General features: G+C 71.0%; 20 protein-coding genes. 6 read left to right on the top strand and 14 right to left on the bottom strand.

All coding sequences use genetic code 11. The features are described from left to right. Positions 1-185: 185 nt before the first annotated feature. The gene (locus ACTJJZ_RS05550; protein WP_440720186.1) at positions 186-761 is read left to right on the top strand and encodes a murein hydrolase activator EnvC family protein; all 576 of its coding nucleotides are present in this window, start codon (positions 186-188) and stop codon (positions 759-761) included. A gap of 138 nt (positions 762-899) precedes the next feature. On the opposite strand, the gene ACTJJZ_RS05545 is transcribed toward ACTJJZ_RS05550, so the two are convergent. The 9 genes from ACTJJZ_RS05545 to ACTJJZ_RS05505 all read right to left on the bottom strand — a co-directional run bounded on the left by ACTJJZ_RS05545 (position 900) and on the right by ACTJJZ_RS05505 (position 8,219). Further along, entirely contained in the window at positions 900-1,802 is a 903-nt protein-coding gene (locus ACTJJZ_RS05545) for a tyrosine recombinase XerC (RefSeq protein ID WP_440720185.1), read from the bottom strand. 120 nt (positions 1,803-1,922) lie between these two features. Then, the gene (gene dprA, locus ACTJJZ_RS05540; protein ID WP_440720184.1) at positions 1,923-3,158 is read right to left on the bottom strand and encodes a DNA-processing protein DprA; all 1,236 of its coding nucleotides are present in this window, start codon (positions 3,156-3,158) and stop codon (positions 1,923-1,925) included. Beyond that, on the bottom strand, positions 3,155-4,684 hold the full coding sequence (locus tag ACTJJZ_RS05535; protein ID WP_440720183.1) for a YifB family Mg chelatase-like AAA ATPase: 1,530 nt from the start codon (positions 4,682-4,684) through the stop codon (positions 3,155-3,157). Before ACTJJZ_RS05535 ends, dprA begins: the two co-directional genes overlap by 4 nt. Then, positions 4,681-5,043: a YraN family protein gene (locus ACTJJZ_RS05530; protein WP_440720182.1), complete on the bottom strand. Its 363-nt coding sequence runs from the start codon at positions 5,041-5,043 to the stop codon at positions 4,681-4,683. The genes ACTJJZ_RS05535 and ACTJJZ_RS05530 overlap by 4 nt, the downstream gene beginning before the upstream one ends. 172 nt (positions 5,044-5,215) lie before the next feature. After that, positions 5,216-5,542 carry a DUF2469 family protein gene (locus tag ACTJJZ_RS05525; protein WP_440720181.1) on the bottom strand — a complete coding sequence of 109 codons (327 nt, stop codon included), beginning with the start codon at positions 5,540-5,542 and terminating at the stop codon, positions 5,216-5,218. 66 nt (positions 5,543-5,608) lie between these two features. Continuing rightward, positions 5,609-6,268, bottom strand: coding sequence for a ribonuclease HII (locus tag ACTJJZ_RS05520; protein WP_440720180.1), 660 nt, complete (start codon positions 6,266-6,268; stop codon positions 5,609-5,611). Then, positions 6,249-7,034, bottom strand: coding sequence for a signal peptidase I (lepB, locus tag ACTJJZ_RS05515; protein WP_440720179.1), 786 nt, complete (start codon positions 7,032-7,034; stop codon positions 6,249-6,251). The genes ACTJJZ_RS05520 and lepB overlap by 20 nt, the downstream gene beginning before the upstream one ends. A gap of 119 nt (positions 7,035-7,153) precedes the next feature. Then, a complete protein-coding gene (gene rplS, locus ACTJJZ_RS05510) occupies positions 7,154-7,504 on the bottom strand; it encodes a 50S ribosomal protein L19 (RefSeq protein WP_440720178.1) in 351 nt (116 codons plus the stop codon). A 187-nt stretch (positions 7,505-7,691) separates the two neighbouring features. Next, positions 7,692-8,219, bottom strand: coding sequence for an MFS transporter permease (locus tag ACTJJZ_RS05505; protein ID WP_440720177.1), 528 nt, complete (start codon positions 8,217-8,219; stop codon positions 7,692-7,694). A 102-nt stretch (positions 8,220-8,321) separates the two neighbouring features. Between ACTJJZ_RS05505 and map the strand changes: the two genes are divergently transcribed. Beyond that, a complete protein-coding gene (map, locus tag ACTJJZ_RS05500; protein ID WP_440720176.1) occupies positions 8,322-9,104 on the top strand; it encodes a type I methionyl aminopeptidase in 783 nt (260 codons plus the stop codon). Positions 9,105-9,139: 35 nt separating this feature from the next. Here the strand turns inward: map and trmD are convergent, their stop codons facing one another. The 4 genes from trmD to rpsP are packed head-to-tail and all read right to left on the bottom strand — an operon-like array spanning position 9,140 to position 11,155. After that, positions 9,140-9,859, bottom strand: coding sequence for a tRNA (guanosine(37)-N1)-methyltransferase TrmD (gene trmD, locus ACTJJZ_RS05495; protein WP_440720175.1), 720 nt, complete (start codon positions 9,857-9,859; stop codon positions 9,140-9,142). After that, a complete protein-coding gene (gene rimM, locus ACTJJZ_RS05490; protein WP_440720174.1) occupies positions 9,849-10,487 on the bottom strand; it encodes a ribosome maturation factor RimM in 639 nt (212 codons plus the stop codon). Before rimM ends, trmD begins: the two co-directional genes overlap by 11 nt. 2 nt (positions 10,488-10,489) lie before the next feature. Beyond that, on the bottom strand, positions 10,490-10,720 hold the full coding sequence (locus ACTJJZ_RS05485; RefSeq protein ID WP_440720173.1) for an RNA-binding protein: 231 nt from the start codon (positions 10,718-10,720) through the stop codon (positions 10,490-10,492). Positions 10,721-10,726: 6 nt separating this feature from the next. Continuing rightward, positions 10,727-11,155, bottom strand: a complete 429-nt coding sequence (rpsP, locus tag ACTJJZ_RS05480) for a 30S ribosomal protein S16 (protein ID WP_440720172.1) — start codon at positions 11,153-11,155, stop codon at positions 10,727-10,729. A 288-nt stretch (positions 11,156-11,443) separates the two neighbouring features. On the opposite strand from rpsP, the gene ACTJJZ_RS05475 reads away from it, so the two are divergent. Beyond that, positions 11,444-12,583: a glutamate--cysteine ligase gene (locus ACTJJZ_RS05475; RefSeq protein WP_440720171.1), complete on the top strand. Its 1,140-nt coding sequence runs from the start codon at positions 11,444-11,446 to the stop codon at positions 12,581-12,583. A 9-nt stretch (positions 12,584-12,592) separates the two neighbouring features. Here the strand turns inward: ACTJJZ_RS05475 and ACTJJZ_RS05470 are convergent, their stop codons facing one another. Further along, positions 12,593-13,555 (bottom strand): sugar-binding transcriptional regulator, encoded by a 963-nt coding sequence (locus ACTJJZ_RS05470; protein WP_440720170.1) that lies wholly within the window; start codon positions 13,553-13,555, stop codon positions 12,593-12,595. A 109-nt stretch (positions 13,556-13,664) separates the two neighbouring features. Between ACTJJZ_RS05470 and ACTJJZ_RS05465 the strand changes: the two genes are divergently transcribed. The 3 genes from ACTJJZ_RS05465 to glpK all read left to right on the top strand — a co-directional run bounded on the left by ACTJJZ_RS05465 (position 13,665) and on the right by glpK (position 17,760). Beyond that, positions 13,665-15,374 (top strand): FAD-dependent oxidoreductase, encoded by a 1,710-nt coding sequence (locus ACTJJZ_RS05465; protein WP_440720169.1) that lies wholly within the window; start codon positions 13,665-13,667, stop codon positions 15,372-15,374. 85 nt (positions 15,375-15,459) lie between these two features. Further along, positions 15,460-16,215, top strand: coding sequence for an MIP/aquaporin family protein (locus tag ACTJJZ_RS05460; RefSeq protein WP_440720168.1), 756 nt, complete (start codon positions 15,460-15,462; stop codon positions 16,213-16,215). Positions 16,216-16,245: 30 nt separating this feature from the next. After that, a complete protein-coding gene (gene glpK, locus ACTJJZ_RS05455) occupies positions 16,246-17,760 on the top strand; it encodes a glycerol kinase GlpK (RefSeq protein WP_440720167.1) in 1,515 nt (504 codons plus the stop codon). The last annotated feature ends 16 nt before the right edge of the window (positions 17,761-17,776 follow it).

Genomic DNA, 17,776 nt, shown 5'->3' with positions numbered 1-17,776 from the left:
GAGTGTTCGCCACGTTGAACGCTGTGGGCACGCGTAGTCACCCCGTCATACGGGATGCCCTGCAAGCATATCAGGGCGGGGGACCTGATCCGTCTTCCTCCCGCACAGTCCCGTGCCGGGCCTGATCCTGCACCGACTGCGTGGAAGACCGCCGCGCAGCGGGCATGCTCCGCAAGGCTCGGACGATGACCTCGATCGGATCCCGCGCACCCGCTCGCCGTGCGCAAGGGGCAGGGCTCGCTCTTCCCGGCCGTCTGCTGTGCCTCTGGCTCGTCCTGTTCCTCGGCTCCTCGGCGATCCTGGGCGGCAGCCCGCACGCTGCCGCGGAATCGCCGGCGCTCCCGGACGCCGGGTGGCTGTGGCCCGTGGCGGGAGCCCGCTCGGTGATCGTGCCGTTCCGCGCACCCGCGCACGAGTACGGTCCAGGGCACCGCGGGATCGACATCGCCGCGTCCGGCGAGGTGCGCGCCCCCGCCGACGGCGCCATCGCGTTCGCCGGGACAGTCGTGGACCGCCCGCTGCTGACCATCGACCACGGCAACGGCCTGGTCACGACGCTGGAGCCCGTGCAGACGAGCCTCGCACCGGGGACCGTGGTTCGTCGCGGCGAGGTGGTCGGCGCATCCGCCTCCGGAGGCCACGCCCCGGCCGGAACCATGCACGTCGGCGTGCGCTGGAACGGCGTCTACATCAACCCCATGCTGCTGTTCGGCGGAGCGCCGCGGGCCGTGCTGCTCCCGTGCGGATCGGGCGGGTGCTGACCGTCCGCTGCAGACGGGGTGGGCGCTTTCGGGCCGGGCGTGGCGCGGCGGGGGTGCGACGGATGCGGTCGGGTTCTTCACCCTCCGCCAGGGCGCGCGGCGGGACGCGGGTCGTGCGAGCGCCCACCAGGCGCGGAGTCACGCTCGCGGGTGCGCGAGACGGTACGTGGCGGTGAGCCTCTCGGCGGAGACGTGCGTGTAGATCTGGGTCGTGCCGAGGCTCGCGTGACCGAGGATCTCCTGCACGGCGCGCAGGTCGGCCCCGCCGTCGAGGAGGTGGGTGGCGGCAGAGTGCCGCAGAGCGTGCGGGCCGACGGTCTCCGCGCCGATCACCGGCGCGAGCACCCGCGCGACGAGTTCGTAGACCGTTCGAGGACCCAGCGCTCCGCCCCGCGCGCCGCGGAACAGAGCGGGCCCGGGGCGGTCCGCGCGGGCAAGGAGGACGGGGCGGGCCTTTCTCAGATATGCGGCGATCGCGTCCCTGGCCGGGGCGCCGAACGGCACGACGCGCTCCTTGCCGCCCTTGCCGAGCACGCGCGCCGTGCCTCGTTCCAGGTCGACGTCGTCGACGGCGAGTCCGCACAGCTCGGAGACGCGCATGCCGGATCCGTACAGCAGTTCGAGGATCGCGCTGTCGCGCAGCCGCACCGGATCGCCGTCGAGCGCGGCGTCGCGCGCCTCGTCCAGCAGCACGCGCATGGCGTCCGCCGACGCCACCGCCGGAAGGGTCCTGCCCCGCTTCGGCGCGATGAGGCGCAGGCTGGGATCGGCCGCCACGGCCGCCGTCTCGGTCGCCCATGCGAAGAACGACCGTACGGCGGCCGTTCTCCGCGCGAGCGTGGAACGCTCGTCACCGCGTTGCGTGGCCCGCCAGAGCCAGTCGCGGAGCGCCTCGAGATCGATCTCGGCAATCTCCGGATCGCCGCTCGCGGCGGCGAGATCGGCCAGATCCGACCGGTAGGCGCGGACGGTGGCGGGCGACAGGCGGCGCACCTGGGACAGGTGCGCCGTGAACGCCGCAGCGGCCTCGGATACGCGCATATCTTCAGCATGCGCTCCCGACTCCCCTTCGACGGGAGCACGCGCGGGGTCGACGGGAGCACGCGCGGGGTCGACGGGAGCACGCGCGGGGTCGACGGGAGCGCGCGCGTGCAGACGTCCTCACCGCTCGACGCTCCGCCAGCCCGCGTCGGTCCGGACCGCGCTGCCGTCCAGTTCCAGGATGCCGAGGAGCGCTTCCACCCGGTCGAGACAGAGCCCGCTGCGTCGCGCGAGCTCCTCGCCGGTGCGGGCGGCACGCGTGGTCAGCGCGTCGGCGAGACGGATCATGTCCGGCTCCTCCCCCGCCATCTCGACCGGTGGGACCGCCACACCGAGCAGCTCGCGCACGTCGGCCGCGGATGTCACGCATCGCGCGTCGTACTCCTGCAGCAGCCGATGGCATCCCGCGGAGGCGGCGGAGGTGACCGGTCCGGGGACCGCCCCGAGCGGCCTGCCGATCGCCGCAGCATGTCCCGCCGTGTTCAGGGATCCGCTGCGCCAGCCGGCCTCGACGACCACGGTCGCACCGGCCAGCGCGCCGATCACCCTGTTCCGCTCCAGGAACCGCCATCGGGTGGGCGCACCTCCGCAGGGGACCTCGCTCACGACCGCCCCGGCCCCCGCGATCCGCTCGAAGAGCTGCGCGTGCCCGGCGGGATACGCCCGGTCGAGGCCACCGGCGAGCACGGCGACGGTGATCCCGCCGGCGCGCAGCGCCGCCCGATGCGCGGTGCCGTCGATCCCGTACGCACCACCGGAGAAGACGGTCCAGCCCGCTCCGGCGAGCTCACCGGCCAGCTCCCCGGCGACGTGCTCGCCATAGCTGGACGAGGCCCGGGCGCCGACGATCGCCACACCTGCGTTCGAGAGCGCGGCCGCGTCGCCGCGCAGCCACAGCGCGAGCGGCGCATGGTCTCCCAGGTCACCGAGCAGCGAGGGCCACTCGGGATCCCCGGGCAGCAGCAGCCGGATCCCGGCGCGCACGGCGGATTGCAGCGCACCGCGCACGAACTCCGGATCGAGCCGGGAGGCCCAGCGGGCGCGCCCGTCACGGAGGGCTCGCGCTGCGGGCCGGTCCTCCACGGAACCGAGCCCTGATTCGGCGGCCGCTCCGCCGCCGAAGGCGCACTCCAGTGCGTCTTCTGGCCCCATCGCCCGCACCAGTGCACCCGCGACCCCGTCGCCGGGTTCGGTGACGAGGTTCCAGAGCAGGCCTGCGAGGATCCCCGGTTCGTCGGCGTCCTCCCGGATGCGCAGGGCGTCAGCCAGGATCCGTGCGTCTGCGCGCAGCAGATCCAGCCGTCGCCGCCGTTCCGCGGGGCTCGCGGCTCGGCCCCGGTCCGTGGTCGTGCTCATAGCGTCATCCCCTTCTTCAAGTACAGAGCGCGCCCGACATGCTCGAGCGCGGGAGTCTCGGCCCCGGCGAGATCCGCGACCGACCACGCGATCCGCAGGACCCGGTCATAGCCGCGCAGGGTCAGCGCGCCGCGTTGCAGGGCCCGGTCCAACGGCGCCCTCGCCGCAGCGGGAAGCCGATGCTCCCCCTGGCGCAGCCAGGTGCCCGGGACGTGCGCGTTGACCCGCCATGGCATCCCCTGCCAGCGACGCGCGGCCCGTTCGCGCGCCAGGGCGACGCGCGCCCTCGCCTGTTCCGTGCTCACCGACCCCCGCTCCTGCGCGGTCGCCTGCACCGCTGACACTCGCGCGACCTTCACCTCGATGTCGAGGCGATCGCGGATCGGACCGGACAGCCGTGAGGCGTACCGGCGGATCGCGGACGGCGGGCAGACGCACTCCTCGCCGACGACGCCGAACGCCCCGCACGGGCACGGGTTCGTCGCGAGCACCAGCTGGAACCGGGCGGGGAACCGCGCGGTGAACTCGGCCCGGTGGATCTCGATCGTGCCGGCCTCGAGCGGCTGCCGCAGCGAGTCGAGCACGGTGCGCGGCGCCTCCGCCGCCTCGTCCAGGAAGAGCAGCCCGCCGTGCGCCCGCGCGATCGCACCCGGTCGCACCGCACGCGACCCGCCGCCGATGAGGGCCGCGATCGACGCGCTGTGATGCGGGGCGACGAACGGCGGACGCCGCTCCAGCCGGGTGAGCGGTTCGCCCATCAGCGAGCGGATCGACGCCGCCTCCAGCGCGGCGCCCTCGTCCAGGTCCGGCAGAATACCGGCCAGCCGGCGCGCCAGCATGGTCTTGCCCGCGCCCGGCGGCCCGGTCAGCAGCAGATGATGCCCGCCGGCGGCCGCGACGATGAGCGCCTCGACCGCCTCCTCCTGGCCGATGACGTCGGCCAGGTCATCGCTCGACGGCGTCTGCTCCACGACGTCCGGCATGAGGATCGGATCCGGATCGCCCGGATCCTCGAGCTCGGCGCCGTGCCGGATCGCGACCTGCGCGAGGCTGGCCGCGGCGTGCACCTCCATTCCGGGCACGAGCCGCGCCTCGGCCTCGTTCGCCACCGGCACCACCGCACGCTCGAACCCGGCCGCTCTCGCAGCGTGCAGGGCGGGAAGCACGCCCGGGATCGGACGCAGACGGCCGTCGAGGCCGAGCTCGCCGAGGTGCACGGTGCGTGCGAGCGACGCCGGGTCGAGCGCCCCTTCCGTGCCGAGCGCGGCGATCGCGATGGCCAGGTCGAAGGCGGAGCCGTGCTTGGGCAGGCTCGCCGGCGACAGGTTCACGGTGAGCTTGCGCCGCGGCAGGTCGAGGCCGCTGTTCTTGCAGGCGTTGTGCACGCGGCGCACAGCCTCGCCGAGAGCGCGGTCCGCCAGCCCGATGAGATCGAACCCCGGCGTCTGCTGGGACAGGTCCGCTTCCACGTCGACCATGTGTCCGTTCAGGCCGGTGAGGGCCACGGCCCAGGTGCGGGCGGTCATCGCAGATCCTGCAGATGCTCCAGCGACCCGACCGCCGGGTCCTCGCCGACGATCCCGATCGCCTCGAGACGCAGCGGCAGGCCTCGGCTGGACTGCGGATGCGCACGAACCCAGGCATGCACGAGCCGCCACAGCCGCTGACGCTTGCGCTCGTCGATCGCCTCGAAGGGGTGCCCGAAGTCCAGGCTCCGCCGGGTCTTCACCTCGACGAAGGCCAGGACCCCGCCGCCCACCGCGACGATGTCGAGCTCGCCCTGGTCGCATCGCCAGTTGCGGTCGATCACCCGGTATCCGAGTCGGGTCAGATGCGCCGCCGCACGGTCCTCACCTGCGCGTCCGAGGTCGTCCTTCGCTGCCATGCGGACAGCCTGACGGGCTCACCCGGCCCGCATCGCCCGGCGGACGCAACCGGTGCGGAATCACCCCCGCCGCGCAATTGGGGAGGACGGAGCGATCAGCGAGGACGCAGAAGGCGCGACGATGAGAATGCCCCGGAGAGCCGGGCCGTCGAGGCGAACGGACTCCCCCGCCTCACTCGCCGTCGAGCGACAGCTCCTGCGGCAGCTCGAACTCCCGCCGGGAGAGCTCCTCGACGTTGACGTCCTTGAAGGTGAGCACGCGGACCGCCTTCACGAAGCGGTCGGCGCGGTAGATGTCCCACACCCAGACGTCGTTCATCGACACCTCGAAGTAGAAGTCGTGCTCGGTGTCGCGGCGCACCACGTTCACCTCATTGGCGAGGTAGAAGCGGCGCTCGGTCTCCACCACGAACTGGAACTGGGAGACCACGTCGCGGTACTCGCGGTACAGGGCGAGCTCGAGTTCGCGGTCGTAGTCGTCGAAGGCGTCGTCATCCATGGTCCCTCCATCCTACGAGGACGGGATCCGCGCTGTCGCACCGGAGCCGGCGGGCGCGCCCGGTCGTCAGAACAGCGTGGGCGCGCCGGCGATCGCCCAGGACGAGCGGTGATGCCGCGTCAGACCCCGCGCACGGATGGCGTCACGGTGCTCGAGGCTCGCATAGCCCTTGTTCCGTTCCCACTGGTACATCGGGAACGAGGGCGCGAGGTCGACCATGAGCGCGTCCCGGGCGACCTTGGCGAGCACGGAGGCGGCCGCGACGGAGGCGCAGTCCCGGTCGGCCTTGATGATCGAGCGCACGGTCAGCGGCGCCGGGTGCACCGCGGAGACGTAATCGTGGTTGCCGTCGAGGATCACGAGCGCCGCGCTCGCATCGAATCGGTCGCCGCACGCCGCCGCGATCGCGCGGGAGGCCGCGAGCCCGAGGGCGCGGATGATCCCGACCTCGTCGATCTCGGTGCTCTCCGCCCACCCGATCGCGCTGGCCGGGGCCCACGCGGCTGCGCGTTCGGCGACCTCCGGGCGGCGCTTCTCCGGCACCAGCTTGGAGTCGCGGAGCCCCTGGGGCACGCGACGGCGCGCGGCCGCCGCGTCGACGACCGTGGCGCCCACGGCCACCGGTCCCGCCAGCGCGCCGCGACCGACCTCGTCGAGGCAGATCAGGATCGGATGCTCACGCAGCAGCCGACGCTCGAGCGTGAGGCTAGGCTCGACGACCGTCACGACGACGCCCTCGGGGCTGGGGTTCGGGGACGCCGTTGAACACGGCGTAGTGCCCGTCGATCATGCCGAACCGGTTGAACGGCCAGGTGATCAGGAACGCGCGGCCGACGATGTTGTCCATCGGCACGAATCCCTGACCGGGCTGGTTCTGGTGGTAGCGAGAGTCCTCGGAGCGGGTGCGGTTGTCGCCGAGCACCCAGACGGTCCGCTTCGGCACGGTCACGTCGAACGGAATGCTCGAGGCGCGGCTGTCGCCGACATTCGGCTTCAGGTACGCCGACTCGTCGATCGGCGCGCCGTTGACGGTGATCTGGCCGAGGGAGTTGCAGCACACCACGTGGTCGCCCGGAAGGCCGATCAGCCGCTTCACGAGGTGGTCGTCCGAGTCGGGGGCCGCGATCCCGATCAGGGTGAGGAACCACTCCCCGGCGTCCAGCAGCGGGGACCGCTGCGGCTGCGGCGCCGCGGGGGGCAGCCAGCCGCCCGGATCCTTGAACACGATCACGTCCCCGTGGTGATAGCCGTTCCAGTGCGGGGTCAGCTCGTCGACGAGGATCCTGTCCTTGATCAGGAGCGTGTTCTCCATCGACCCGGACGGGATGAAGAAGCTGCGCACCACGAACGTCTTCACGAGGAAGGAGACCAGCACCGCGATGAGCAGGATCACCAGCACGTCGCGGAGGAAGACCACCCAGCCGCGACGTCTCGGCTCTTCCGGCCGTTCCCGGCGCGCGCCGACCTGCTCGGCCGCGATCTCGTCCGTCATGCGCCATCCTTCACAGCCGATCGCCGTCGGAGCGACGGCACCATCTAGGTTCTCACGTCCCGGGCAGGAAAATGCGCCCCGGGACCACGTGTCTCGGGGCGCTTCTTGGAAACCGCGGGTCAGCGCGCTTCGCGCTTCTCCTTGATCTTGGCCTTCTTGCCGCGCAGGTTGCGGAGGTAGTAGAGCTTCGCGCGACGCACGTCACCGCGGGTGACGACCTCGATGTGGTCGATCACCGGGGAGTGCACCGGGAAGGTCCGCTCGACGCCCACCTGGAAGCTGATCTTGCGGACGGTGAAGGTCTCGCGCACGCCATCACCCGAACGGCCGAGGACGACGCCCTGGAAGACCTGGATACGGGAGCGGCTGCCCTCGACGATGTTGACGTGCACCTTGACGGTGTCGCCGGGGAAGAAGTCGGGGATGTCGGAACGGAGCGAAGCCGCATCGACGGCGTCGAGGATCTGCATGATCGTCTCTCTCTGCACTCGCCTCAGGTCGCATGCACGTGGGAAGGATGGAAGTGTGGTGTGTGCCGAACGGCGCGCGAGGCGTCCGCGGGTTCCCCTGAGGCAGAACCGGGGTCACGGCACAAAGAACCATTCTGCCACGGATCCGGACCCGCACCAAAACAGGGATCGGCGCCCCGCTCGGCTGTCAGCGCTGCGAGCCCTCTGCGGCACCCGGGCTCTCCGACACGACGATGACCCGGCCGCGCATCGACGAGCCGGAGGCCGCCGGGGCCGACGGCGCGGCCTTCCTCGGGGGTGCCGCCGGCTCTCCGCCGAGGAGGCCGGGATCCATGGCGCGCTGCAGCGCGGACGCGGATTCCCGCCAGAGCTGCCACAGCGTCGACCAGAACACGGCGAGGAAACCGACGACCGCTGCGGTCAGGACCCAGCCGAATGCGCTCGGGAAGACGCCCACGGCGATCGTCAGCGCGTGCCAGAGCGCTACCCCTGCGACGTCCTGCCATGACACCGCCCTCGCCGCCCGCACGCTCGCCCGCGCCCGCACCAGGAACGCGATCAGCAGCTCGCCGACCAGCACGGACGGCATCGCGATGAACAGCACCCAGAGGATCGCCCACCCGCCCTGGAACACCGCCCACCCCACGAACAGCCACAGCGGCAGCACCAGTGCCGCCGGGAACAGCCAGGAGAAGAACGCGCGCCGGATCCACATACCGCGATGCTACGTCCGCATCGCGCCGTCCGCCCCGGCGTTCGCTGTGAGCATCCGGGGCGTGCGCCGTACGGGAGAATGGATCCGACGAGAGGACTTCCGATGATCGAACTGCGCACCCCTGCCGAGATCGACGAGATGCGCGCGGCCGGCCGGTTCGTGGCCGAGACGCTGGCGACCCTGCGGGAGGACACCAAGGTCGGCACGAACCTGCTCTCGATCGACCGACGCGCGCACGACCTGATCCGCAAGGCGGGAGCGGAGTCCTGCTACATCGACTATCACCCGTCCTTCGGCGCGAGCCCGTTCGGCAAGGTCATCTGCACCTCGGTCAACGACGCGGTGCTGCACGGTCTGCCGCACGACTACGCGCTGCGCGACGGGGACCTCGTGTCGCTCGACTTCGCGGTCTCGGTGAACGGCTGGGTCGCGGACTCGGCGGTCTCGTTCGTCGTCGGCACCCCCCGGGATGAGGATCTGCGCCTCATCGACACGACCGAACGCGCCCTGGACGCGGCGATCGCCGCCGCCGTCGTGGGCAATCGCATCGGCGACATCTCGGCCGCGATCGCCGCGGTCGCGCACGGCGAGGGCTACTCGATCAACACGGACTTCGGCGGGCACGGCGTCGGCCGGGTCATGCACGGCGACCCCCATGTCCCGAACGACGGCCGCGCCGGACGCGGCTTCCCGCTGCGCGCCGGCCTGGTGATGGCGCTCGAGCCGTGGTTCCTGGCCACCACCGACGAGCTCGTCACCGACCCTGACGGGTGGACGCTGCGCAGCGCCGACGGATCCCGCGGCTCCCACTCCGAGCACACCGTCGCGATCACGGACGAGGGCCCCATCGTGCTCACCGATCGCTCGTTCCTCGGCGTCGACTGAGCCCCGCGCCGGTCCCTGCCCGCTCTCGAGGGCGGTCAGTCCGCGAGCAGGTCGGGGCGTCGGCGACGGGTGCGCTCGAGCTGCTGCTCCCTGCGCCAGGCCGCGATCGCGCCGTGGTTGCCGCTGAGCAGGATCGGCGGCACCTCGCGGCCGCGCCAGAGCGACGGCTTGGTGTACGACGGGTACTCGAGCAGGCCGTCCTCGTGGGACTCCTCGACGAGACTGTCCGGATTGCCGACGACGCCGGGGATCAGGCGGCCGATCGCCTCGATCATCGCCATGACGGCGACCTCTCCCCCGTTCAGCACGTAGTCACCGAGGCTGATCAGGCGCACCTCGCCGAGGCCCGCGGCCTCCTCGAACACGCGCTCGTCGATGCCCTCGTACCGGCCGCAGCCGAAGATCAGGTGGTCCCTGGTGGCCAGCTCACGCGCGGTCGCCTGGCGGAACACCTCGCCCGCAGGGGACGGGAAGACGATGGTGGGGCGCTGCTCGGCACGGCCCGGCTCATCCGCCGGCGCCGCGACGCGTGAGGCGAGCGCGTCGAGCGCGAGCCCCCAGGGCTCGGGCTTCATGACCATGCCGGCGCCGCCGCCGTACGGCGTGTCGTCGACCGTGCGGTGCCGGTCGCTGGTCCAGTCGCGCAGGTCGTGGACGTTCACGTCCAGGATGCCGCTGTCCCTGGCTTTGCCGAGCAGCGAGAGCGTCAGACCGTCGAAGTACGACGGGAAGATCGAGACGACGTCAATCCGCACCGGGCGCGTCCTGATCGGCGGCCTCTGGCGCCGTCTCGCTCGCCTCGGCCGCGGCCTCCGGGGCTTCCTCCTCGAGGTCCTCGAAGAGCCCGGCGGGCGGGGTCACCACGATGCGGCCGGCGGCGACCTCGACGGTGGGGACGATCGCCGAGACGAACGGCACCATGACCTCGCCGGATCCGCTCGTCGGGCGCACGATCAGCAGATCCTGAGCGGGAAGGTGCTCGACGCGGATCACGCGGCCCACCACGACGCCGTCGCGCACCACGTCCAGGCCGGTGAGCTGGTGGTCGTACCAGGCGTCGTCCTCGGGTTCGTCGATGTCGTCGTCCTGGTCGATCCACAGGATCGCCTTGACGAGACCCTCGGCGGCGGTGCGGTCCTCGACGTCGTCGAAGAAGACGACGGAGCTGCCGTTCATCACCCGGTACTCGCGGACGGTGATGGTCTTGCCGTGCCACGGAGATGCCTCCGGCACCTGCAACGTGAACTCGGCGCCGACGAAGAACCGGCCGGCCGGGTCGTCGGTGTACAGCTCGACCTTCAGCCCGCCCTTGAGTCCGTGCGCCTTGACGAGGCGCCCCACGCGGAGCTGGTTGCGGCCTCCTGCGCGTTCGCTGGCTGCCACGCTCAGTCGTCCGCGACGTCGACGCGCACGCGACGTCCGTCCGCGAGCGCCGTGATCAGCGTGCGCAGGGCCTTGGCGGTGCGGCCGCCGCGCCCGATCACGCGTCCCCGGTCATCGGGGTGCACGCGCACCTCGAGCACGTCGCCACGGGGTGACGAGGAAGCGGTGACGGTGACATCGTCCGGGTGATCGACGATCCCCGAGACGATGTGCTCGAGCGCGGCAGCCAGCACGACGGATTACTCCGCGTCGGTCGCAGCGTCCGCTGCGTCGGCGGCGGGTGCTTCGACAGGCTCAGCAACCGACTCGGCCTTCTTCTCGGCCTTGGGCTTGACGACCGACTTCTTGGCGGCGTCGATCTCGAACGCGGCCTTCGGCTCGGCGACCTTGAGGGTGGACTTCGCGTCCTTGTCGCCCTTGAAGCGACCCCAGTCGCCCGTGATCTTGAGGATGGCGGTGACCTGCTCGGTCGGCTGAGCGCCGACGGAGAGCCAGTACTGCGCCCGCTCGGAGTCGACCTCGATGAACGAGGGCTCCTCGGTGGGGTGGTACTTGCCGATCTCCTCGATCACGCGACCATCGCGCTTGGTGCGCGAGTCGGCGACGACGATGCGGTAGTAGGGCGCACGGATCTTGCCCAGGCGCTTGAGACGGATCTTGACAGCCACGATTCTCCTGAATGGTGTGGAAGGAAGACGAACTGATCACCAGAAGCGTGGGGTGCACACCCGGTGGAAGCTCTGAGGGCGGACCGCGGCCGGATAGAGGGTCGAGCGGCGATCCAGCTCTCCATTCTGCCAGATCAGGAGCGCCGCCGCGAAACGGCACGACCGGCGCGTCCGGCCGAGCCGTCCCCGGGGCAGCCAGGGGTCGACTCGCGACGTCACCGGGCATGGGCGGATCCGCCGGTGCGTGCCATCATTGGCCATCCGGTTTCCGCACCGAATCGAGGTCCCATGCCGATCGAGTTCGCGACGTCGCCCCGTTCCACCGTGGGACTGGAGTGGGAGCTGATGCTCGCCGACCCGCAGACCGGGGATCTCGTCGGTCGCGCCCCCGACCTGCTGCAGGAGCTGGAGCAGGCGAGCGCCCACGAACGGCACACCGTCACGGGCGAGCTCCTCACGAACACGATCGAGGTCACGAGCGGCATCGGATCGTCCGTCGCCGACGCCGTGGAAGACATCGCGACGGCGATCGCCGCGGTCCGCCGCGCCACCGACCCCGCGGGAATCGAACTGCTCTCCGCCGGCAGCCACCCTTTCGCGCAGTGGTACGACCAGCGGGTGACGGACAAGACGCGCTACCACTCGCTGATCGAGAAGACGCAGTGGTGGGGTCGGAACATGATGATCTGGGGGATCCACGTGCACGTCGGCGTGGAGGATCGCGACAAGGTGCTGCCGATCATCGGCGCGCTCACCTCCTATCTGCCCCATCTGCAGGCCCTCGCCGCGTCCAGCCCGTTCTGGGCCGGGGAGCGCACGGGCTACGCGTCCAACCGCGCGCTCGTGTTCCAGCAGCTCCCCACCGCGGGGCTGCCCTGGGCGCTGCCGGACTGGGCGGCGTACGAGTCGTACCTCGACGACATGGTGCGCACCGGGGTCATGGCGGACGCCACCGAGGTGCGCTGGGACATCCGGCCGGCGCCCCGCTGGGGCACGATCGAGGTGCGCGCGTGCGACGGCATGTCCAGCCTGCCCGAGCTCGCGGCCGTCGCCGCGCTCGCGCAGGTGCTGGTCGAGTCGTTCTCCCGTGATCTCGACGAGGGCCGGCCGCTGCAGGTGCTCCCGCCCTGGTTCCACCGCGAGAACAAGTGGCGTGCGGCGCGCTACGGACTCGACGCGGAGGCGATCGTCGGTGCGGACGGCGCGCAGCGCTCCATCCGCGACCATCTCGCAGAGCTGCAGGAGACGCTCGCGCCGGTGGCGGCGGATCTGCGCTGCGCGGCCGAGTTCGGCGGGATCACGGACATCCTCCGCAGCGGGGCGAGCTACGAGCGGCAGGTGGCCGTGGCCGACGCGCACGGCGGCGACCTGCACGAGGTCGTGGATCATCTGATCCGGGAGTTCCGTTCGGGTCCCGAGACGCTCTGAGAGTCCCGGTCATCCCTCCACGAGCTGACGCGCGAGCCCCTCGTCGAGCACCACGTCCGTGACCAGACGGGCCCCGATCGCCGCCCGCAGCGAGGGCAGCTTCTGCGCCCCCGCCACGATGCAGAACCGCCGCGCCACGCGGCGCAGGCGATCCAGGCCTGGCCCGGTCGCTCGCGCGTTCAGGGCGATGTCCTTCCAGGTGCCGTCGGCACGGAAGAAGACCGTGGCCACGTCGCCGATCGCGCGGTCCTCGCGCAGGCTGCGGTAGTCGTCGCGGCCCAGGTACCCGCCGACGTACACCCGGCTGGGGACCTCCGCGCTGGGCGAGCCCACGCTGAACACGGCGAGGTCCATCTTCGCCTGCAGATCGAGCACGCGCAGCGTGCTGCGCTCGCGCCACATGGCCTCGCGGGTGCGCGGGTCGTCGAAGAACGCGGGGACGGGGAACTGCTGCACCTGTGCGCCGAAGGCCGTGCCGAACCGCTGCAGGATGTCGCTGGAGTACTCCACGCCGCTGGTGAGCGTGTTGCCGGCGCCGTTCAGCTGCACGATCGTGGTGCCGCGGGTCTCCTTCTGTCCCAGTTCCCGGCTCACGGCGCTGATGGTCGAACCCCAGGCGAGGCCGACCACCATGTTGGAGTCGATGATCTGCGTGAGCAGCCTCCCCGCGGTGAGCGCCACCCGCTCCAGCCGTTCCACCTCGGTGACGCTCTCCGGCATCGGGACCACGTGCGCCGACACGTGCAGCCGGTCGTGCAGCTCCTGCTCGAGCGCGCCCGCGTGCTCGATGGGCGAGTTGATGCGGATGTCGACGAGGCCGACCTCCCGCGCGTAGGTCAGCAGCCGCGACACCGAGGAGCGGGACGTGCCGAACTCCTCGGCGATGACGTCCATCGTCTTGTCCTGCAGGTAGTACAGCCGAGCGGCCGTCAGCGCGGCCACGACCTTGCTCTGGCGCTTCCGTTCATCCATTTCGCGGCCTCCCCGGATCGATCCCGCCGATTCTTGCACATCCGTGCAGCTTGCTTGCGCATAAGGGCGCCTGGGGGAATGCTGTGAGAAATCCGGGAAGGAGACGACGATGACAGACCAGCCCCAGAAGGCCGCAGAACGCCCCGAGGTGACCGAGGTCCGCGAAGCGGGCCGCACCACGGTTCTCGTGATCGGCGGCGGGATCAACGGCATCTCCACCTTCCGCGAACTGGCGCTGCAGGGCGTCGACGTCGTCCTCGTGGAACGCGGCGACTTCGCCTCCGGCGCCTCCTCCGCCTCCAGCCACATGATCCACGGCGGCATCCGCTACCTCGAGAACGGCGAGTTCCGCCTCGTGCGGGAGTCCGTCACCGAGCGCAACGGCCTCATCCGGATCGCGCCGCACTACGTCAAGCCTCTCGAGACCACGATCCCGATCTACTCCACGTTCTCCGGGATCCTGTCCGCCCCGCTGCGCTTCCTCACGCACAAGTCCGGCAAGCCGCAGGAGCGCGGCGCGTTCCTGATCAAGATGGGACTGACCATCTACGACACCTTCTCGCGCGACGGCGGGATGGTGCCGCGCCACAAGTTCCTCGGGCGCAAGAAGTCGCTCGCGGAGCTGCCGGCGATGGATCCGAAGATCAAGTACACGGCCACCTATTACGACGCGTCGATGCACGATCCGGAGCGGCTCGCCCTCGACGTGCTGCAGGACGGGCGTGCCGCGCACCCGGGTGCACGCGCGCTCAACTACGTCGAGGCGATCGGCCACGAGGGCGACGCCGTGCTGGTGCGCGACCGCGAGACCGGCACCGAGTTCGCGATCGCCGCCGACGTCGTGGTGAACACGTCCGGCCCGTGGACCGACCTCACGAACGAGGCCCTGGGCGAGCTGACCCGTTTCATGGGCGGCACCAAGGGCTCGCACATCGTCCTGGACAACCCGGAGCTCGAGGCCGCGACCCAGGGGCGCGAGATCTTCTTCGAGCACTCCGACGGCCGCATAGTGCTGATCTACCCGCTCAAGGGGAAGGTCATGGTCGGCACCACCGACATCGACGCCGATCCCCGCGAGGTGCCGCTGTGCACCGAGGACGAGGTCGACTACTTCTTCGATCTCGTGCACCACGTCTTCCCGGCGATCGACGTGAACCGCGACCAGATCGTGTACCGCTTCAGCGGGATCCGGCCGCTCCCCCGGCACGAGGACACCGCGCCGGGCTTCGTCTCCCGCGACTACCGCGTCGAGGTCGACGACAGCCGCGGCGTGCCGCACCTCAGCCTGGTCGGCGGCAAGTGGACGACGTTCCGCGCCCTCGGGGAGTCGCTCTCCGACCGGATCCTGGAGCTCCTCGGCCGCACCCGCGTCGTGTCGACGCTCGGCCGTGCGATCGGCGGCGGCAAGGGCTACCCGCAGGGGGACGCCGCGCGCGCGGCGTGGATCTCGCAGAACCTGCCGGGCGCAGGAGACCGCGCCGAGACGCTGCTCGTCCGCTACGGCACCCGCGCCGCCGACGTCTGGCGGCATGTCGAGCAGGGCGCCGACGCGCCCCTCGCCGCCGGCGCGCTGTCGACCCGCGAGCTGGAGTGGATGGTCGCGCACGAGCTGATCGTGCGCCTCGAGGATGTCGTGCTGCGCCGCACCAGCCTGGCCTTCACCGGCGACGTCACCGAGGAGATCCTCGAAGAGCTCGCCGAGGCCCTGGCCCCGCTGCTGGGCTGGGACCGCGCCCGCGTCACCGCCGAGATCGATCGGACGCGCGAGCTGCTGAACTTCCGGCACGGACTTTCCCTCGTCGCCCGCACCCGCGGCTGACGAGCTCCCCCGCCGCCCTCATCGGCGTTCACCCCAACATCGCATCGGCAGAGGGGCCGATGCCCTGCGAAAGGTCAATGGAGACATGACTGAGGTCAACCTCGGGCTCTACTTCCTCTCCGAACTGGTCGGCACCGCGATGCTGCTCCTGCTCGGCTGCGGTGTGGTCGCCAACGTCGCCCTGGCGAAGAACAAAGGCTTCAACGGCGGCTTCCTGATGGTGAACTGGGGATGGGGTCTGGCGGTCTTCGCCGGTGTCCTCGTCTCGGCGTACTCCGGCGCCATCCTCAACCCGGCCGTGGGACTCGGGCTGCTGATCGCCGACAAGATCAGCTTCACCCAGTACCTGGTCGCCACGGGGGCCGAGCTGCTCGGCGCCATCATCGGCGCGGTGCTGTGCTGGCTCGCCTACAAGCAGCACTTCGACGAGGAGCCCGACCCGGCCAACAAGCTCGGCGTCTTCTCCACCGGTCCCGCGATCCGGTCCTACGGCTGGAACCTGGTGACGGAGATCGTCGGCACGTTCGTCCTGGTGTTCGTGGTCCTCGCGTTCGCCGACTCGGGCGTCGCCAAGATCGGCACGCCAGGGGGCCTCGGCGCGCTGACCGCGCTCCCCGTCGCCCTGCTGGTCGTCGCGATCGGCGCGTCGCTCGGTGGACCGACCGGCTACGCGATCAACCCGGCCCGCGACCTCGGACCGCGCATCGCGCACGCCATCCTTCCGATCAAGGGCAAGGGATCCAGCGACTGGTCCTACTCCTGGGTGCCGGTCCTCGGCCCCCTCCTCGGCGGCGCCATCGCCGCCCTCGCCGCCAACGTGCTGCTGCACCTCGGCCACTGACCCGAACCGCGATTCAAAGGAGAACAGCACATGGCTGATTACGTCATCGCCATCGACCAGGGCACGACCTCGAGCCGCGCCATCATCTTCGACCGCAAGGGCAGCATCATCGCCACCGGTCAGAAGGAGCACGAGCAGATCCTGCCGCAAGCCGGCTGGGTCGAGCACGACGCCTCGGAGATCTGGGCCAACGTCCAGGAGGTGATCGGGCTGGCGCTGAGCCGCGCCGACCTGACCCGTCACGACATCGCCGCGGTCGGCATCACCAACCAGCGCGAGACCGCCGTGGTCTGGGACAAGACCACCGGCAAGCCCGTCTACAACGCGATCGTGTGGCAGGACACCCGCACCCAGGCCATCGTCGACCGTCTCGCGGCGGACGGCGGGGTCGAGCGCTTCAAGCAGATCGTCGGCCTCCCGCTGGCGACCTACTTCTCCGGCACCAAGATCGCCTGGATCCTGGAGAACGTCGAGGGCGCGCGGGCCAAGGCGGAGGCCGGGGACCTGCTCTTCGGCACCACCGACAGCTGGGTGCTCTGGAACCTCACCGGCGGCGTCGACGGCGGCGTGCACGCGACCGACGTCACCAACGCGTCCCGGACCATGTTCATGGACCTGGAGACGCTGCAGTGGCGCGATGACATCCTCGACGCCTTCGGCGTGCCGAAGTCGATGATGCCGTCGATCCGCTCCTCCTCCGAGGTCTACGGCGCCGCGGAGGACTCGTCCCTGCTGCGCGAGACGCCCATCGCGGGCATCCTGGGCGACCAGCAGGCCGCGACGTTCGGCCAGGCGGCATTCAACACCGGCGAGAGCAAGAACACCTACGGCACCGGATGCTTCCTGATCTTCAACACCGGCGAGGAGATCGTCCACTCGAAGAACGGGCTGCTCACCACCGTCGGCTACAAGCTCGGCGACGGACCGACCCACTACGCACTGGAGGGCTCGATCGCGGTCACCGGATCCCTCATCCAGTGGCTGCGCGACCAGCTCGGGATCATCGACTCGGCCCCGCAGGTCGAGGAGCTGGCCCGTCAGGTCGAGGACAACGGCGGCGTGTACATCGTCCCGGCGTTCTCCGGGCTGTTCGCCCCGTACTGGCGCCCGGATGCGCGCGGCGCGATCGTCGGCCTCACCCGGTACGCGAACAAGAACCACATCGCCCGTGCGGCGCTCGAGGCGGTGGCGTTCCAGACCCGCGACGTGCTCGACGCGGTCAACGCCGACGCCGGCGTCGACCTCACCGAACTCAAGGTGGACGGCGGCATGGTCGCGAACGACGCGCTCATGCAGTTCCAGGCAGACGTGCTGGGCGTGCCGGTGGTGCGTCCCGTCGTGGCCGAGACGACCGCCCTCGGCGCGGCCTACGCGGCCGGTCTCGCGGTCGGCTTCTGGTCGGGCCTGGACGACCTCTCCGCCAACTGGCAGGAGGATCGCCGCTGGGAGCCGTCGATGGACGACGCCGAGCGCGACCGCCAGCTGCGGCTGTGGCGCAAGGCCGTGACCAAGTCGATGGACTGGGTCGACGACGACGTGAAGTGACCTGATGCGGAAGAGG

Source organism: Microbacterium sp. 22242, assembly GCF_052045495.1.
In the GTDB taxonomy this organism is placed as follows: domain Bacteria; phylum Actinomycetota; class Actinomycetes; order Actinomycetales; family Microbacteriaceae; genus Microbacterium.
Note: the sequence above shows the minus strand (reverse complement) of the source record. Positions and strands in the feature narration are given on the sequence as shown.